The following is a 17,207-nucleotide window of genomic DNA, read 5'->3' on the forward strand; positions in this document are numbered from 1 at the left end:
TGGGAACCGGTAACAATGGTTCAATCAATGCCCAGAGTTGATCATCCAAAATCGGTTTGGCCATAGCAGTGCTCCTTGCTCGCCAAACTTATAGCCTGACTGGACGAGAAGCACTAGCTCATTTTGTTAGATGCTCTTAGATATTTATCGAAATATTCAAACGGAAACCTGGCTGTATCCACCATGAGCAACATATATGATGGGCTTTATGAGATTTTCTATTCTGCTGCTGATTTTCTCGAACCTAGCTGCAGGCTGCTCTTCATCCAACCAGGAGCCCGATCTTGTCTGGGGCAAGCGCGGCATTCGGCCTGGTGATTTCATCAAGCCTCGCGCCGTTACCATCGGTAAAGACTCTGCTGGCAATGAGGAACTCTACATCGTTGATTTTGCAGGCCGCATTCAGGCATTTGACCTGAATGGCAAACCTTTAAGAAACTGGAATACACCTTCTATCGAGAATGGCAGACCGGCAGGACTAGCCTGGTCGTCGAAGTTACAACAATTGCTGGTTGCTGATTCACATTATCAACGTATTCTCTGTTATTCGCCGACCGGACAACTGCTCAAAACCATTACTGGCGACAGTACAGCGCTGGGGCCTTTCCAGTATATTGGCGACATTGTCGAAGACAGGGAAGGCAACTGGTATATCAGCGAATTCGGTAATGAGGAGCAGGATCGTATCAGAAAGCTGACTCCTGAAGGTAAACTGATTTCATCCTGGGGAAGCCATGGGACTGAAACTGGTCAGTTCAGCAGACCACGTGGATTGGCTATTAGTGAGGCCAATGAGTTGTTCGTTGCAGATTCGTGCAACCACCGTATCCAGGTGTTTGATCTCCATGGAAAACCATTGCGAACCATTGGAAATCATGGCAGTGAACCAGGTCAATTACAGTATCCTTACGATGTAACCATCGGCACTCAGAACGAAATCTGCATTACCGAATGGGGGCAGAATCGTGTTCAGAGGTTTACCATGGATGGCAAGAGCCTTGGAATCTGGGGGAAGCCAGGCAGAAATCCGGGATGTTTATTTCAGCCTTGGGGATCGTGTGTCAGTCGATCGGGCCAGGTTTTTGTTCTCGACAGCGAGAATCATCGTGTACAGCGGTTCACATGGTAGCATGGGCAATGTGGGGCCTATTTGAATAACGTAGAGTTGTGAGCTATGGTTGTTTGCCCATAACTATGCTGCTCCAGATCCATCCGTGCACAACGCCATCCGTTACCTGATAACGCTGCTGCTTTTCATACCCGTTGCGGTAACCGGGCTGTTGTTCTTGCAAGGCAACGATGAACTGCAAAATACGCTCTTGATAACGTACACCACATCGTGCATCTCAATCGTTGTCTGGCTGATTTATTCATCGCGCATGGTGAAACTGGAGCGCCACGCCAAAACAATTATTAATGCAATTCAATCAGGCAAGGAAAACGACCAGGCTATCGTCGAACCGCTGCAGCAATCTGCCGTACCTTTTGATCCTATTTATCAGGCATTGCTGGTAGTCTCACAGAAGCTATCGGAACGTCGCCGGCAGATGCGTGATAACCTCGACAAAGTAGGCGCTATACTGGTAGCCATCACGCATGGCAGGCCCATTAATTCTGACATGTATGAATTCGATCTGCCTGATGCCGATGACAAAACGCTACTGCTGGGCAGCTTGTCACAAATGGTTTCCACGTACCATCATACCAAGCATCGAGGCGATGTCTTTGCCCATGTGCTGCGTGAATCTCCCATTGCCATGCTGATTACCGATGAACAATACCAGATAAAAACCATGAACCCTGCTGCAGAGAAATTGTTCGGCAGTTCATCGCAGAATTCTGCCATGCAGAATCTGAAAGACTACTTTGTTCCCCCACCCATCAAGAATCATCAACAACATCTGAAAAAAATTGTGCTCGACGGCGAGGAAGCATTACAGGCATTGCAGCAAGGCAAGCATGAAGTTTTTACGACGATCCGAACTCGTAACGGCCAACTTCACCTGATCGGGCTACGCGCTTCCTTTGGCCAAAAATGTTTGTTTGTGATACGGGAAAGAAGCAAGGATAAATCGCATTCCTTTCATGATTCGTCATTACTATCGGTCACTGTTGAAAGTTCGCAAGCAATATAACGGCAGCAATTACAGATTATTTAAGGCACTGCCTACCACTTCGTGCATTACCGCATACATCATAAAATAATACATCGCATTAAAGAACTTGAATGGCTGACCCCAAGAAAATACGAGTTGACCTGCGAAAGAATCGATCGAAGCCACCACGAGAAAAAGGCTGGACTCGCGATTTCAGGGAGGATTCCGATCAAAATTACCATTCCACTGAACGCATACGTGCCAAGGGTGATTTATCTCGCAAGAGAACGATTATCACAGATCAGAAGACAGATGGTGACTCGCAGCCTGACGATACCATCATGCCTTCGATTGATGTATCACAGTGTCAGCTTGGCAGAGTAGTCAGGGTCCATGGCCTGCAAAACGTTATCATGACTGAAGATGGCACGGAATATCGGTGTACCGTACGTCGTGTATTGAAAAACCTGTCCATTGATGAACGCAACGTGGTGACGACGGGTGATAAAGTCTGGATACAAACAGCCGCCAATCAAGAAGGCGTCATCGAGAAAATTGAACCGCGATATGGAATACTGACCAGAAAATCGTGGAAGCGTGAACATGTGCTGGTCGCCAATGTCGATCAGCTTGTTATTGTTGCAGCACTGGCTGAGCCATATTTGAAGCCTCATTTAATTGATCGGTATCTTGTCGCAGCATCTATGGGGCAACTTAAACCCGTCATCTGCCTCAACAAAGCTGACTTGGTTAACCAGGCTGATTTTCAATCAATCCTGGGGTTGTACAGGCAACTTGGCATACCCACCATCCTGACCAGCGCGACGACTCACACGGGAATTGAAGAACTAAAAGACCTGCTTAAAGACTGCCAGACCGTTTTTTCAGGACAAAGTGGTGTTGGAAAGACATCTTTGCTGAATGCCATTCAGCCCGGTCTGGAATTGCTGGTACGCGAGGTGAGCGAAACAAACCAGAAGGGCAAGCACACTACCACGACTGCTGAGTTGATTAAACTCCACTTTGGTGGATGGGTTGTTGATACGCCTGGGATCAGACAATTCGATTTGTGGAATGTCGTTCCACCTGAGCTTGATGGGCATTTTCCTGAATTTCGTCCATTTGTGACAGCGTGTGGTTTTCCAGGCTGCTCTCATCTTCAGGAAGAAAATTGTGCTGTGAAGCAGGCAGTGGAAGAAGGATGGATTGATCCACAACGATATTACAGTTATTGTGGCATCTATCAGGGAACGGAATCTCAGGAGTGGTCAGAATGATGTTGGTTCTACTTTCAATGTGTTGCCTGTTGCCCCAGGATTCCATTGCTCAGGAAGTGCAAAAACTGAATGGAACCTGGCATGTAGTCCGCTCGGAAACTGACGGCAAAGATTTTTCTTCACGGCTCAAAGGCTATCAGTATGTATTTGATGGCCAATTCATCAAGCTGCTGGATGCCAAAGGCAAAGCTGTACTGCGATCTGACAATAAGCCCGATGAACGACCATTCCTGATCAATGTACTGACTAATCCCAAAACCATGGACATGACGATACAGATCAAATCCAAGTCGTTCATGTCGCTGGGCATCTATCGACTTGAAGGCGATGAACTGCAGCTTTGCTTCGCTGAACCAGGAAGTCAGCGGCCAAATGCATTTCAAAGCAAAGATGGCACGACGCTGATAGCGCTGAAACGTGCCAAAAAATAGCGTTTAGTCTATCTTGATATTAGTCGATTCCAACGGCCCATAGGCAAGAACCGTTGGCTTATCAATGGGATAAGTATCAAGCAAGATGCGTATGGATTTGAGAGTAACAGCATCGATCGATGCCAGTTCATCGTCAGCAGTGCGATACTCATTGAGATAATTCCAGTTGAAGCTGACACTGCTCATGCGCCCCATGGGTCGTTCGTTGCCTCGAATGACCCGCGATGCCAGTTTGGCCCGAGCGAGGTTCATTTCTTTTTCCGTGATGCCGTTCTGTTGAACTTCGCGCAGCACATCGAGATAACGCTTGAGATTCGCAGCAGCCTGGTCAGGATCGCCGCCACAATACCCGAGGTTGGCGCCAGCGCCCTGGTACTCGTGATAGGAGAAATCAACAGAATCCGCATGCCCTGGATCGATCAATGACCAATAGAGCCTGCTGCCGGTATCATCTCCAATAGCACCAGCCAACACTTCTGCTGCATAGCGTAATTCAGAGGATGCAGGCGGCCCTCCCATCCAGAACATCAAATGTTCCTGCGTTACTTTTTCCTTGCGGATAACCTGTAATTCAGATGGCGAACCTATTGCAGGTATGTCGCGTGGAGTTGGACCATTCTCCCACTGGGCACAGCGTTCTTCGACCAACTGGTACAGCTTCTGAAAGTCAAACTGCCCTGCTGCCACGACTGAAATATTGGAGGCAACATACCTGGAGTTGAAATAATCTCTCATTTGCTGGCTGGTTAGTGCTGAAACTGTTTCATTCGTTCCCAGGACACGATTTCCCAGAGGATGTTTCTGAAAAAACAGGCTTTTGGAAGCATCGTACGCCGACCACATAGGCTGATCTTCGTACATGCTGATTTCTTCGAGGATCACCTTCTTTTCCATGTCAAAATCGTCGGTGCGCAGACTGGGGCGCAGGATATCTGCCAGAATGTCTACGGCCTGTGGCAGGTATTCAGGCAATAGGGCTGCATAGAAAACTGTATTCTCTTCGCTGGTGTAAGCATTGTGGTTGGCGCCGATGGCATCAAACTCACGATTGACATCGAGTGATGTGCGGCGTGGGGTTCCCTTGAAAACCATGTGTTCAAGGAAATGGGAGACGCCAGCCAGTTCGGGTGACTCATCCCGTGCTCCAGTTTTGACAAAGAAACCGAGAGCCACCGATTTTGCGCCGGAATTGGTTTCGCCAATAACCTGAAGACCATTTGCCAGCCGTTGATGATGAAATTGAATCATGTGCTCGCATACCAGGATCGAAAGTAATCATCTTATTATAACACGTACTGATTTCGCATACAGACCATCATAAATCAGGAGACCGTGCATCAAGAAATCGATGCAGTGGAGCATACTGCCATTGCACTTGCTCTTCTTCCGAAATCGATTTCAATTGTGCCAGGAAGTGCTCAGTGATGGGTTCTGCTTTTCCAGCATAATTGGGATCACAAAAATAAACGCGACAGCCCAGAGGCCGATATTCCCTTGCATTACAGAGCTTCTCGACCTGAAACGGACAGAATGATGCATCCGTGGGTGTCGAGAAAGACGGTGCATGCTGCAAAAGCACCTCTGCTTCGAGATTGGAAAGGAAAAGCGTGTGGCCATATTCGGCAAAGCGACAGCATTTACCACTTGCAAGGCAGACTGGCTTATGCGAATGAATCTCTTCATCTGCCGAGTCGTACAGTTTTAAGACCTGCTGCTGCAGTCTTGTCCGTTCCTTTAAAGTTAGATCGCTTATTTTTCTCATTTCGATTTCTTCATTTGCTGCAATCTGGAAGTAATCTGCTCCAGGGTAAATAACTCACCATGATCGCTGCCCGGACATCGCTTCTGTGTTGTCTTCCAATCTTCGGGAGATTGCAGGTTGCGGGGCCAGAATGGCCAGGTGCGGCATTGTATTGGCCTGACATTGTAGACGAGACAACCGGACTGCTGATCGAAGAAAATGCAATCTTCGTTGGCCTGGTCGCGTAGACTGCGGTTCTTGCCGATTTTTCGAGTGTACATTTTGCAGAACTGATCATAACTCAGTTCAAAATGATTGGCGAGTAACTCGACTTCCGCATCATCGACCCAGACATATCCCGGCCCTCGACAGCAATTGCCACAACGAGTGCACGAAAATCGCAAGCCGTCTTCGTACCAGGGTTTCTCAAACTTCGCTTGATGTTCCATCCGCTTTCCTCATAATCTATGGTACACGAAATGGAATCTACGGGAACCACCAACCCATGAATGCTGAACGTACACTGGCGAATCGTACTCTTCTGCAGCTTTGTGTTTTGACACTGATTGGTTCTGCATTCCGTCTGTTACCTTATTACTGGAGCGAGGAGTATAAAGGCTGGCTGTTTTGCCTCTGGGGAGCCAATGCCATTCTGCCATTATTCCTGGTGGGTGTAAGCAAGTCACGATACCTGTGGCTAGGCTATGCAATTCCATTGACGGGTCTTGTCATCAGTGATCTCATCATTCAAATCATTCTGCAATCGCGACAATTGCCCGCCTCGTCGCTTACAGGACGATTGGTAACTTACAGCTTCTTTCTGTTACTTGCACAGCTTGGATTGATTCTAAGATGGTTCAAGCTCAGCCGATTCAAGACGATCATGACTGGAATTGGATTATCACTTACCGGCTCTATCCTGTTCTTTTTGATCAGCAACTTCCTGGTTTGGACTCAATCAACACCTGCAGCGGGAACTTTCTACTATCCACCCACCTGGGCAGGGTTGATTCGTTGCTATGAAATGGGGCTCCCTTTCTTCAAGAATCAGTTTTTAAGTGATGGCATTTTCGCTTTGGTATTCTTCAGCATCTTCGCACTGCTGGAATCGCGAATCTTCAACCAGGCTTCCAATCCAAGTGTTGCAAAGGCCAATGCTGTTCGTTAAAGCTCTACCAGCGAGTCGTCGTTTAATTGCTCCTGGTGTCGATTGGATGCATGGATTGCATTTTTATCAATCGTAGAAGAATCAATCCTGATTTCCTTCAGAATGGGCACTCGGACTACGAAGATATGTGCTACCGAAATCTGCGGATCGAGTCGCACGTAGTTTTTTGGCCCCTTCCAGTTCCACGATTGATTGGTTATCAGATCATGCACCAGAAATGTCTGATCGCTCTTTAATCCCAAGTACTGCATATCGAGTTCAACGAATCCCTCGTGAGGGTGCAAGGGGTCAAGATTGACCACGACTATGATGCGATCACTAAAGTCGCTGGTTGATTTACTGAAACAGAATAAGTGCTTATTATCCACTTCATGCAGTTTCAGGTTGCGGAATTGCTGCAAGGCAGGATGTGTACGCCTGGCCTGGTTAATCAGTTTGATTAGGGGTTTCAAGCTGCCTGCCATGTTCACAGGTCGCTGTTTGATTTCGTACTTTTCCGAATCGTGATATTCTTCACTACCCTCTTGAACGGGTTTGTTCTCGTAAAATTCAAAACCGCTGTACATTCCATAAAGTGGTGACAACAGGCTTGCCAGAATGAAGCGAACTGCAAAAGATCCTTTGCCTCCCTTTTGCAGATAGGCATGCAGGATATCCGGTGTGTTAACGAAAAAGTTTGGCCTGAAATATTCAACCATTTCGGTCGTTGTCAATTCAGTCAGGTATTCTGCCAGCTCCGTCCTGGTATTTTTCCAAGTGAAATAGGTGTAACTCTGGCCAAAACCGATTTTAGCCAGTTCTTTCATCATGGCAGGCCTGGTGAAAGCCTCGGAAAGGAACACCACATCTGGATGTTTGCGTTTGACCTGATTGATCAACCATTCCCACATGCCAACCGGCTTGGTATGAGGATTATCAACACGAAACAATCGGACACCTTGATCGACCCAGAACTGAACGATGCGAAGTATTTCCTGCCAGAGTGCAGGCCAATCGGGGGTATCAAAATTCAGAGGGAAGACATCCTGATATTTCTTGGGCGGGTTTTCTGCGTAAGCAATGGTGCCATCAGGTCTGTGTTTGAACCACTGCGGGCATTCCTGAACATAGGGATGATCAGGAGAACAATTCAGTGCAAAATCAAGTGCGATTTCTATCTGATGTGCCTGGGCAACCCCCATGAGCATGCGAAAATCATCCAGCGTTCCTAAGGCCGGTTCGATTGCATCGTGACCGCCCTGCCAGTTTCCGATTGCCCAGGGAGAACCCACATCGTCGGGCTCAGCATCAGGTGAGTTATTCTTCCCTTTTCGATTGGTCAGCCCAATGGGATGAATAGGTGGCAGGTAAACTACATCAAACCCCATTTCACGCAGTTCAGGCAATCGACGCAAAACATCACGCAACGTGCCATGCTTGCCGGGAATCAGCGATTGTGATCGCGGAAATAATTCATACCAGGCCCCGAAGCCGGCATACACCGGATCAACTTCAATGAGAAAAACCTGGCGGGTTGATACCATTCTTGCATGATCAGGATATGCCTGGCTGATTTCGGTAAAGACTGGGTTTAGCGCTACCGCAATGGATTCTTCAAAGGAATGGTGCGGATCACCCAGGAGAAGTGCTGCCTGCATCAACGGAACACGCGGTGCGCCACGAGGCACCCTGTCAGCAAGATCACGCAACAAGGTTGCACCTTCCTGAAAATCCACACGTAGTTGATAATCGCCTGCCTTCCATTTTCGACGTACCAGATCCTGCCAGGTGGCAAATACATCTGTCCAGGCGACCAGCGAGAATTGATACGTTCCAAGCTGATCAACAATGAAATGACCTTGCCACAGATCATTACCAAGATTTTTCAACGTAGCATGTTTGTATTCACGAGTTGCCTCATGATGATACCGGATAGCTGCCCCAATGACATCCGTACCATCACGGAAGATTGTCGCTTTAATATCTACAGCATCACCGAGCAAACGCTTGACGGGATACTTTCCACCATCGACCGAAGGCTGCACATCTGCAAAACGAATGCGATCTTCATTCAGCCGCTGCATCGTCGGCGTTGCTGACAAATGAATCATTCTGACCTCAGAGTATTGCTCGCTATTGAATCTGATTTTATCTTGTGGGCACGACAGGGATAAGTGGAATATCATACATCTGACATATTTATCAAAACCACCGTCGTTACTTCTGCCCGACGCCATTATGAGAACAGTTGATACTCATCGAATGGCTCACTTTACCTGGTATGGATTGTGGGAAAATATCGGACAGCGCGCACTTCCAAATCGCTTATCAAGAATTTTGTGGCGATGGATGAATGCACAGCGATGGTTCCTGGAAAAGCACGTTGTTTCAGGCACTGTCCGCGTTCACAACGTTTTTCCAGTTGAAGTCGAAAATCAACTCGTCTGGTGGTATCTGTATGAATCACCCACAGCCGATGGGCGCTATTACCAACTGCCACTGGTGTTGTTGCCTGATGCAGCGATTTGCCAGAGCAAGCCTATTGCACAATGGAAAGGTGCTCAAGCTGGTTACCTATATGATGCCTGGTCTTGGCCTGCATTTTCGAGATGGTTTTTCGATCGACTTGCAAGTGATGCCACTCCATCTGATCCCGATCTGCAGACATGGCGGAATGTATCCTTGAATAAAGTGGATCGGGTTCAACTGCATCATTCCGAACAAAGCAACACCTCTATTCAGCTTGGCGATCAGTATTTCATGAAGGCGATTCGTATTGTTCAGTCTGGCGTACAACCCGAAGAAGAAATGGGCCAGGAACTGACGGCCAGGAAGTTCAAGCATTCCATCCCGTTACTGGCAGGCGCATCCATCGCAGTTCAAAATGGATTTGCAAACGTCTCGTTGGTTTCACCATTGGTACCGAATCAGGGAAATGGCTGGGAGTGGTTACTGGAAGAATTGCAGAAATATTCTAAACCCCATGACTGCATGGCTTCATTGAATCTTTTGGGAGAGCGAACCGCCGAATTACATCAATGCCTCAGTTTGCCAACAGACAATCCATCATTCTCAACTGAAAGCTACACTCAGGAGCAAGCGGCTTTTCGTATAGAACAACTCACCCTTAACCTGCAGAATACTGTTCGGATACTAAGTCATTTTCGTACTACTGATCAAAAGACCAAAGTATTGGTTGCTGATTTTAAGCAGCTTGCTGGGTGCGCATTATTACGGCCATTCAACATTCCAACTCATACGAACCTGACTATCCAGCGAATTCACGGCGATTATCATCTGGGTCAGGTACTACGAACCGATAACGACTGGCTCATCATTGATTTCGAAGGAGAACCACTTCGTTCTCTTGCTGAACGTCGAAGTAAAGATTTACAATGGCGCGATGTAGCGGGAATGCTTCGGTCAATCGATTACGCCATTAACTATTCGACGATGAAAAATGGTACAGCAGTTGATGCTGCAATAGCTCAACAACTCAGTAATGCATTTCTTGATGGTTACCAGAAAGCCATGGATCCAAAACAACAGGCAGCCATGATTGCATGGCTGCCTGTTCTGTTATTGGAGAAAGCACTCTATGAAATCGAATACGAACTGATTTCTCGTCCCGATTGGCTTAGTGTTCCACTGCAAGGCGCCAATCAACTGCTCCGTGCATTTTCATGAGTGATTCGATCGCCCGGCCAGAGTAATACCAGTTTCGGCCAGTTCGTAGTGTAGCCTCGCGTTGACAGCCAGTGGCAGCCACTGACAAGTAAGGCAATCAAAGACAGCAGCATGCCGAGTTTGAACCAGCCATGCCGTTGCAGCCATTGCATGGGGACCATATCAGCAGAAGTTACTTTCTCGATGCCTTCCGTTTTTAGTTTCAGTGCCATCAGCATGGTATCGTTGGCTTTGTCACTCCAGGCAGCCTGTTCCAGCGAGAAAGAGAAAAACAACCAGTATGCTATAAAAGCCAATGTAGTAATAATCAGGAGTATGCTGACAATGGTATCCTGATGACTTGCCAGCTTTTGAATGGTGGGTTTGTAGTTTTGTACCACGGGTGAGGTGACATAGCGGTCAACCAGTTGAACCATCAGCAAGAGGAACCCTGCCAGGCAGGCGAAGAATGCCAGAATCATCAGCGGTGCACTGGAGAGTGATTTCACCATCAAATCAGTTTCAGGCGTTTTGGATGCATATCCGAAAGCAACACCCATACCGCTTTGTTCCGCCAATGTGATATTCCCCATGTAGATACCTACCCAGGGGAAAAAGAAGAGAATGAAAAGCACAAAGAGAATTCCCAATCCGAATCCATTGAAAAACGCTTCAGGAAGTGGTTTTTGCAGAATGCGTTTCAGGAAACCAGTTGCTTTGCCAGCAACCGAAGCAGTATTCTGATTTGCTGCGGGTGGCACAGGCGGTACCGTGCTCGCTGATGGCGGTGTCCAGGCGGTGGTGTTTCCCAAGGGATCAGGCGTGACCGGTGCAGGTGGCGGTGGTGGCAACGGAGCAGGTGTTGCTGGCGACGGTGGCTCCACTGCTTTCGGTGGCGTAGTGCCAGCACTTGCGAAGGGCACGGTTAACGGTCCCTGGCACAGGGTACATTGCGTCGTCTGTCCAGCTAATGACTCGCTGATTTCTATTACTTTGGCACAATGGGGACACACCAGTTTCATCACGGTCTCCCTTTGAATTAATCCCGAGCGAGCGTTTCCCGCCTGACCCGGATTGGAAAATGAAGTTCATGCAGATCATTCTCTGTCTCATCGTAATAATAAGATACAGAGAACAATCCATTTCCAGACAATTACCTACAGGTTTACGTCATGCAGTCGCTTCAAGCCATTATCTCTGCACCCTTTCAAACTGCTGTTCGTAGTGTCACGCTGGAGTTGCCACAAAGCAATCAGATATTGGTAGAAACTGCCTATTCCGTCATCAGTGCAGGTACCGAATTGGCCGTTTATACGGGTAAACATCAGTGGCTGCTGGATCCTCGCATGACGGACTGGAAGTTCCCCTTTAAACCGGGTTACAGTGCTGCAGGAGTTATTCGAGCCGTTGGCTCAGATATTTCAGGTCTGAAGGCTGGAGATCGCATTGCCTACCCCGGTAATCATGCTTCTGCTGAACTTCTGACTCTTGGCCATGAGCGTGGCCGGTGGTGGAAACTGCCTGACAATCTGGATTTCCAGACCGCTGCCTGGTCGTGTGTGGCGCGTTATGGCATGGGGGGAAGTATTCGCGCAGGTTTAACTCTGGGTCGCTCTGCAGCAGTCATGGGGCTGGGTGTTATTGGTCAATGGACATTGCGATGTCTGAAAGCTGCTGGAGCATTTCCAGTCATTGGCATTGATGCAGTAAAAATGCGCCGTGATGCAGCCATGCAGGGTGGAGCTGATGCTGTTATTGATCCTTCACAAGGAAATGTGTTACCAACTTTGCAATCGATCACCGGCCTTCGAGGAGCAGAAATTGTTGCCGATGCCACTGGTGTGCCTGATGTCATTCCGCAAGCCATGAGCCTGGCTTGCGATGCCGGGCAGGTGATAATCGTGGGCAGTCCACGAGGCAAGGTCAACGACGTCAATTTCTACGACGATCTTCATCGCCGTTACATCGAAGTAACCGGGGCGCACGGCAACATGTTATTTGAACCATCCCACCACAGACTGGCAGGCGCGTGGAATATTGATAAGGCAGAAAACTGGTTATTGGCCAGCATGGCGCAAAAACGCATTACCACCAATGGGCTGATCACTCACGAAATTACACCGGAAGAACTGGGCAAGGCCTATGATGGATTGCTCAATAATAAGCAGGAATATCTTGGTGTGGGCGTTCGTTGGAATCTGAGCCTTTAACCCAACGGTAAATGGTCTTTCCCGGGTAACTGCACCGGGGCAGAACTGGCCGCACCGCCCTGCACTGTTGTCATAAAGTCTTTTGAACCAATTGGTGTTGGCAATGCATATTGCTCACCGTACATGAAACCACATCTGCCTCCCAGATAGGCATTGTGAGCTTTGAGGAAGTGCTCCAGTTTCTTCAATCGCGGCTCGTCAAACTGGGAACCGTAGCAGCGAATAGATGCCAGTTTCTTTTCATAGACATCACTGACATCAAGTATAAAGCTGCCATGCCATTGCCGTTGTTCAGCATCAAAGGGGATCACTGCATATACAAGGTGTGGAACACGGTACGGCGAAGTGCCAGCAAATCGATCATCCCATTTGGTCAATTGCGAATAAAAGCGTGAGGCTTCCACCAGCATGTGACCCTGGTGATGGTCAGGAGAAGCTGCTGGAGTTCTTCCTGCCATCACGATAACTACCGATGGTCGTAGTTTTCGAAACGCCGTACCAAGGGCAAAACGATTTTCCGGACTGTCCATCAACACACGGTTCGGCAAGTTGAGATTAAACCGATACGGAACACCTAAGGCTACTCTGGCTGCTTCAGCTTCCTGCTGCCGCAATTCAAACGTGCCCCGCGGCGTTGGTTCACCTGAGGTCAAGTCAAGCATGGCAACGGTTTTGCCCTGCTGAACCAGCTTGGCCAACGCTCCGCCACAGGTTATTTCAAGATCATCCGGATGCGGCGCCACTGCAAGAACATCAATTGACTGAGGAGCATGATCAGGAATCATATGTGGTGTGCCTTAATGGCTGGGATTGTTACAACTGGTAATTAACCGGGAGGCCACGCGAGATCGCGTCCACCCAGCAGGTGCATATGAAGATGAGGCACGGTTTGGCCTGCCTGCTCTTTGCAATTCAGCACCAGGCGATAACCTTCTGTTAGATTTAATTGCCTGGCCAGTTTTTGTGCTACCAGGTGGAGATGCCCCAAGGTTGCTTGATCTTCCACGCCGATGTCATCATGTGTTCTGATGACCTTTTTGGGAATGATCAATACATGGACAGGTGCCTGGGCGTTGATGTCATGAAACGCCAGGCTGATATCATCTTCATGAATAATCTTGGCAGGTATTTCTCGATTAATAATCTTCTGGAAGATATTTACTGGAAGCACATGCAAGCTCCTGTCATAAAACACCTGCTGACAATGTACAGCACCGCATCGATTCTTCCAGCACAAGGATGAGCATGACCTGGTACATGGGAATTGACGAAGCAGGCTATGGGCCCAATCTTGGTCCGTTTGTGATGTCATCTGCCATGTTCTCGGTGCCGGATGGCGTCACGAACGATTTATGGAAAGCCATGCAACCGGCTGTACGCAAAGCTAACCAGAAAGCGGATGGCAGGCTGGTAGTAGATGATTCCAAACAGGTCTATTCACCCAGTGTTGGAATTGGTGTGCTCGAAAAGAACATCTGGCCTTTTATTCAACTTAAAGATAATCAGACATTGGATTTCTCCCAACTATGGGAGTCGGTATGCATCAGCACGCTTCAATCAGTTCAACATGAACCTTATCTTCAATTATCGCAAACATTGCCCTTTGGAGCCGTAAGTGTATCCAGCCAGGCTTTACTGCAAGGCACTCTGGCACAACTTGGAATCAAACTTGAGCAGTTGCAAAGCTGCGTCGTCATGCCCAGGCAGTTTAATCAACTCACGAAAGAGTTTGATTCCAAGGCCGCTGTGCCTTTAACGTGCATCAGTGAATTACTTGCCAAATTGCCTGCAAATAAACCGGTGCAGATTACCATTGATCGCCTGGGGGGCAGGCAGCACTATTTGAACCAAATCAGGCTGTGGTTTCCGAACAGCAAACTGGCCATCATTTCTGAAACAACCCAATGCAGTCGCTATCAGGTTGATGATCGTATCACGATTCAGTTCATGGTGCAGGCAGATCAACAGAGCTTTTCTGTCGCTCTGGCCTCCATGCTCAGCAAATATTGGCGTGAGTTGATGATGATGCAATTCAATGCCTGGTTTGTTGCTCTGTTACCCAATCTCAAGCCGACAGCAGGCTATCCAGTCGACGCTACTCGATTCTGGAATGACATTGAACCTATACGCAAAAGTCATCAATTCATTGTCAACGACTGGTGGCGTGAACGCTAATCGCTTTTTCATTCAAAGACTTACTCTCATACTTCCCTTGTTCAACACTCTGATCGCGCATACGATTTCAGGAAGGGACGATTCTCCTCTCCCGCCTGAATTCCCACCCGCAAAGGTTGTGACATGCGCGTTTCTGTCATACTCAGCATCTTCTTCCTGACCAGTTTCTCATTCGCTGAAGATTGGACCCACTGGCGTGGTCCAACCATGAATGGCGTTGGAGCTGACAAGGATTTGCCCGATGATTGGAACCCCAAAGGGAAAAACGTCATCTGGACGCAACCGGTTGGAAGCCGTTCTGCACCGGTGGTCAGCCGAGGCAAGGTGTACCTCATTGGCAGCGTGAATCCTGATAAAGTCAATGAACAGGAGCGAGTAACCTGCATGGATGCAGAGACGGGTAAGATTTTGTGGGAGCACCGTTTCAACGTCTTCCTGACTGACATTGTAACCAACCGCGTTGGCTGGGCTGTGCCTTGTGCTGATGCTGAAACTGGAAATGTTTATACTCACGGGACTCAGGGACTGCTCACCTGCTTCAGTGAAGACGGAAAGATCGTCTGGCAACACTCGCTAACCGAAGAATATGGCCGCGTCAGCGGTTATGGTGGAAGAACTTCATCACCCACGGTGATTGATGACCTGGTGATTATCCACATGGTTCAATCAAGCTGGGGTGATAATGGTCGCGGTGGATTTCGTTTTGCTGCATTCGACAAGAAGACTGGAGTTCCTCGCTGGTGGTCAGAACCAGGTGGCCCACCTGCCGATACCACATACTCGGTACCCATTGCCGTAGTTGTCAACGGCACGAAACTCGTTGTTGCCGGAGGTGGCGATGGTGGCATACATGCATTGAAGGCAGCGACGGGTGAAAAAGTATGGACCATGCCTTTGACACCACGTGGAGTTAATGTTTCTCCCGTGGCAGACCATGCCAAGGGTTATGTTTATTTCTGCCAGAGCGAAGAGAATTTCGGTACCAATGTTCAAGGCACCGTCTTATGTGTTGATGCTTCCAAAACCGAAGCTGATGGCAAACCCAGGATCGTTTGGAAAAAGACTGGTATTCTTTCCGGTTTTGGCTCACCAGTCCTCCATGATGGCAGGCTCTATGTAGTCGATAACCTTGCCAAACTCATTTGCCTGGATGCTGCTACTGGGAATGAAATTTTCCAACACAAGTACGGCCGTAACACCAAGGGTTCGCCACTTCTGGTTGATGGCAAGTTTTATGTAGGTGAAGTAAGCTCTACCTGGCATTGTTTCCGTCTGGGTAAAGATAAATGCGAAAAGCTCAGTTCAACCCGCATTCCAGCTGGACCAGGTGGAACCCTGGTGGAAGTAAACAGTACTCCAGCGGTTTCCAATGGCCGGTTGTACTTTGCCGATACCGATAACATTTATTGTGTTGGCAAGTCGCGTGAGAAGCCCCCGGTAACGCCTGCCACTCCAGATCCTACAGCACAGACGCCTAAGCCCACTCCAGGACCAGCGACCTATGCACTGGTTACGCCGGGTGATATTACCGTTCATCCCGGACAAAAGTTCAATGTGAAAGTCAGACTATATGACTCACATGGCATATTTATTGGCGAGCAGAACGCTGATGAATGGACGTTGCCTACTGCTCCACCACCACCGAACAGCCCACCAAATGCTGCTCCGATTCCAGCACTCATGGCATCGGTTTCCAAAGATGGCGAAGTGATAGTTTCTCCATCGGTCAAGGCACAATCAGGCGTGGTTCAAGCCAGCATCAAAGTTGGCGACAAAGTGCTGACTGCCAAAGGCCGCGTGCGAGTTGCTCCTGTTTTGCCTTTCGAGGAAGATTTCGAGCAGGTTGATCTAGACCGTATTCCCACCGGCTGGATCAATCTGGCAGGTAAATTCAGAACACTGGCATTGCCTGATGGCACTCGCGTCATGAAGAAACTGGCGAATAATGCCAACCCATTGCTGGCCCGTGCCTATGGCTATATTGGACTGCCCGAAATGAGCGACTACACCATCTCGGCAGACATCATGGGAACAGCTAAAGAAGAAAACAAAGTAGTCAATATGCCTGATATGGGCCTTGCCAATTGCCGCTATTCCCTGACGATCGATGGCACCAAACAGAAACTGCAATTACGCTCGTGGGAAGCACGACGACGTGTTGAAACCATCATGGATTTCACCTGCAAGCCTGGGCAATGGTACAGCTTCAAGTTCAAGGTTTCCCAACAGGGCGATAAGGCAATCTGTGAAGGTAAGGTTTGGCCCAAGAACATGCCTGAACCAGCCGAATGGACGATCCGCCTGGAAGACCCCAGTCCGAATCGCAACGGTGCACCGGCGCTGTATGCCTATTCCACTGCTATTCCTACTAGTGGCCAGGGCGTCGGCACTGAAACTTTCTTCGACAATGTCAAAGTCGTTCCTAACTCGGTCAGTTCTACCAAACCATAAGTTAAACCATCTG

General features: G+C 48.5%; 16 protein-coding genes. 9 read left to right on the forward strand and 7 right to left on the reverse strand.

All coding sequences use genetic code 11. The features are described 5' to 3' along the window. The first annotated feature begins 208 nt into the window (after positions 1-208). The 4 genes from JNJ77_20560 (at position 209) to JNJ77_20575 (ending at position 3,804) form a co-directional block, all read left to right on the forward strand. Positions 209-1,129, forward strand: a complete 921-nt coding sequence (locus JNJ77_20560) for an SMP-30/gluconolactonase/LRE family protein (protein MBL8824992.1) — start codon at positions 209-211, stop codon at positions 1,127-1,129. Positions 1,130-1,214: 85 nt separating this feature from the next. Continuing rightward, positions 1,215-2,135 carry a PAS domain S-box protein gene (locus JNJ77_20565; GenBank protein MBL8824993.1) on the forward strand — a complete coding sequence of 307 codons (921 nt, stop codon included), beginning with the start codon at positions 1,215-1,217 and terminating at the stop codon, positions 2,133-2,135. Positions 2,136-2,227: 92 nt separating this feature from the next. Then, a complete protein-coding gene (rsgA, locus tag JNJ77_20570) occupies positions 2,228-3,373 on the forward strand; it encodes a ribosome small subunit-dependent GTPase A (protein MBL8824994.1) in 1,146 nt (381 codons plus the stop codon). Further along, positions 3,370-3,804, forward strand: a complete 435-nt coding sequence (locus JNJ77_20575; protein MBL8824995.1) for a TIGR03067 domain-containing protein — start codon at positions 3,370-3,372, stop codon at positions 3,802-3,804. Before rsgA ends, JNJ77_20575 begins: the two co-directional genes overlap by 4 nt. A gap of 3 nt (positions 3,805-3,807) precedes the next feature. Here JNJ77_20575 and JNJ77_20580 read toward each other — a convergent pair whose 3' ends face one another. From JNJ77_20580 to JNJ77_20590, 3 genes are all read right to left on the reverse strand, one after another. Continuing rightward, positions 3,808-5,049: an insulinase family protein gene (locus tag JNJ77_20580; protein MBL8824996.1), complete on the reverse strand. Its 1,242-nt coding sequence runs from the start codon at positions 5,047-5,049 to the stop codon at positions 3,808-3,810. Positions 5,050-5,119: 70 nt separating this feature from the next. Beyond that, entirely contained in the window at positions 5,120-5,566 is a 447-nt protein-coding gene (locus JNJ77_20585; protein ID MBL8824997.1) for a hypothetical protein, read from the reverse strand. Next, positions 5,563-5,994 carry a YkgJ family cysteine cluster protein gene (locus JNJ77_20590; protein ID MBL8824998.1) on the reverse strand — a complete coding sequence of 144 codons (432 nt, stop codon included), beginning with the start codon at positions 5,992-5,994 and terminating at the stop codon, positions 5,563-5,565. The genes JNJ77_20585 and JNJ77_20590 overlap by 4 nt, the downstream gene beginning before the upstream one ends. 56 nt (positions 5,995-6,050) lie before the next feature. On the opposite strand from JNJ77_20590, the gene JNJ77_20595 reads away from it, so the two are divergent. After that, a complete protein-coding gene (locus JNJ77_20595; GenBank protein ID MBL8824999.1) occupies positions 6,051-6,713 on the forward strand; it encodes a hypothetical protein in 663 nt (220 codons plus the stop codon). On the opposite strand, the gene JNJ77_20600 is transcribed toward JNJ77_20595, so the two are convergent. Then, on the reverse strand, positions 6,710-8,776 hold the full coding sequence (locus tag JNJ77_20600) for an alpha-1,4-glucan--maltose-1-phosphate maltosyltransferase (GenBank protein MBL8825000.1): 2,067 nt from the start codon (positions 8,774-8,776) through the stop codon (positions 6,710-6,712). The two genes, JNJ77_20595 and JNJ77_20600, sit on opposite strands and share 4 nt — an antisense overlap. Before the next feature lie 178 nt (positions 8,777-8,954). Here JNJ77_20600 and JNJ77_20605 point away from each other — a divergent pair, with 178 nt between their 5' ends. Continuing rightward, positions 8,955-10,379 carry a phosphotransferase gene (locus tag JNJ77_20605; GenBank protein MBL8825001.1) on the forward strand — a complete coding sequence of 475 codons (1,425 nt, stop codon included), beginning with the start codon at positions 8,955-8,957 and terminating at the stop codon, positions 10,377-10,379. Here the strand turns inward: JNJ77_20605 and JNJ77_20610 are convergent. Continuing rightward, a complete protein-coding gene (locus JNJ77_20610) occupies positions 10,355-11,380 on the reverse strand; it encodes a hypothetical protein (protein MBL8825002.1) in 1,026 nt (341 codons plus the stop codon). The two genes, JNJ77_20605 and JNJ77_20610, sit on opposite strands and share 25 nt — an antisense overlap. Before the next feature lie 150 nt (positions 11,381-11,530). On the opposite strand from JNJ77_20610, the gene JNJ77_20615 reads away from it, so the two are divergent. After that, positions 11,531-12,568 carry a zinc-binding alcohol dehydrogenase gene (locus JNJ77_20615; GenBank protein ID MBL8825003.1) on the forward strand — a complete coding sequence of 346 codons (1,038 nt, stop codon included), beginning with the start codon at positions 11,531-11,533 and terminating at the stop codon, positions 12,566-12,568. On the opposite strand, the gene JNJ77_20620 is transcribed toward JNJ77_20615, so the two are convergent. Together JNJ77_20620 and JNJ77_20625 are read right to left on the reverse strand one after the other, a co-directional pair. Continuing rightward, positions 12,565-13,353 (reverse strand): PIG-L family deacetylase, encoded by a 789-nt coding sequence (locus tag JNJ77_20620; GenBank protein MBL8825004.1) that lies wholly within the window; start codon positions 13,351-13,353, stop codon positions 12,565-12,567. The two genes, JNJ77_20615 and JNJ77_20620, sit on opposite strands and share 4 nt — an antisense overlap. 41 nt (positions 13,354-13,394) lie before the next feature. Next, positions 13,395-13,880: a histidine triad nucleotide-binding protein gene (locus JNJ77_20625; protein ID MBL8825005.1), complete on the reverse strand. Its 486-nt coding sequence runs from the start codon at positions 13,878-13,880 to the stop codon at positions 13,395-13,397. Between JNJ77_20625 and JNJ77_20630 the strand changes: the two genes are divergently transcribed. Next, positions 13,814-14,743, forward strand: coding sequence for a hypothetical protein (locus JNJ77_20630; GenBank protein MBL8825006.1), 930 nt, complete (start codon positions 13,814-13,816; stop codon positions 14,741-14,743). The genes JNJ77_20625 and JNJ77_20630 overlap by 67 nt on opposite strands. Positions 14,744-14,866: 123 nt before the next feature. Continuing rightward, on the forward strand, positions 14,867-17,194 hold the full coding sequence (locus JNJ77_20635) for a PQQ-like beta-propeller repeat protein (GenBank protein MBL8825007.1): 2,328 nt from the start codon (positions 14,867-14,869) through the stop codon (positions 17,192-17,194). Positions 17,195-17,207: the final 13 nt, after the last annotated feature.

The organism is Planctomycetia bacterium, assembly GCA_016795155.1.
In the GTDB taxonomy this organism is placed as follows: Bacteria; Planctomycetota; Planctomycetia; order Gemmatales; family HRBIN36; genus JAEUIE01.

What these genes read in the sequence shown, in the direction of transcription:
- JNJ77_20600 (MBL8825000.1), bottom strand. Translation starts at nt 8,776, where the DNA reads ATGCAGCGGCTGAATGAAGATCGCATTCGTTTTGCAGATGTGCAGCCT.
- rsgA (MBL8824994.1), top strand. Translation starts at nt 2,228, where the DNA reads ATGGCTGACCCCAAGAAAATACGAGTTGACCTGCGAAAGAATCGATCG.
- JNJ77_20630 (MBL8825006.1), top strand. Translation starts at nt 13,814, where the DNA reads ATGACCTGGTACATGGGAATTGACGAAGCAGGCTATGGGCCCAATCTT.
- JNJ77_20620 (MBL8825004.1), bottom strand. Translation starts at nt 13,353, where the DNA reads ATGATTCCTGATCATGCTCCTCAGTCAATTGATGTTCTTGCAGTGGCG.
- JNJ77_20610 (MBL8825002.1), bottom strand. Translation starts at nt 11,380, where the DNA reads ATGAAACTGGTGTGTCCCCATTGTGCCAAAGTAATAGAAATCAGCGAG.
- JNJ77_20575 (MBL8824995.1), top strand. Translation starts at nt 3,370, where the DNA reads ATGATGTTGGTTCTACTTTCAATGTGTTGCCTGTTGCCCCAGGATTCC.
- JNJ77_20595 (MBL8824999.1), top strand. Translation starts at nt 6,051, where the DNA reads ATGAATGCTGAACGTACACTGGCGAATCGTACTCTTCTGCAGCTTTGT.
- JNJ77_20585 (MBL8824997.1), bottom strand. Translation starts at nt 5,566, where the DNA reads ATGAGAAAAATAAGCGATCTAACTTTAAAGGAACGGACAAGACTGCAG.
- JNJ77_20560 (MBL8824992.1), top strand. Translation starts at nt 209, where the DNA reads ATGAGATTTTCTATTCTGCTGCTGATTTTCTCGAACCTAGCTGCAGGC.
- JNJ77_20615 (MBL8825003.1), top strand. Translation starts at nt 11,531, where the DNA reads ATGCAGTCGCTTCAAGCCATTATCTCTGCACCCTTTCAAACTGCTGTT.
- JNJ77_20625 (MBL8825005.1), bottom strand. Translation starts at nt 13,880, where the DNA reads ATGACATCACAAACGGACCAAGATTGGGCCCATAGCCTGCTTCGTCAA.
- JNJ77_20605 (MBL8825001.1), top strand. Translation starts at nt 8,955, where the DNA reads ATGGCTCACTTTACCTGGTATGGATTGTGGGAAAATATCGGACAGCGC.
- JNJ77_20635 (MBL8825007.1), top strand. Translation starts at nt 14,867, where the DNA reads ATGCGCGTTTCTGTCATACTCAGCATCTTCTTCCTGACCAGTTTCTCA.
- JNJ77_20590 (MBL8824998.1), bottom strand. Translation starts at nt 5,994, where the DNA reads ATGGAACATCAAGCGAAGTTTGAGAAACCCTGGTACGAAGACGGCTTG.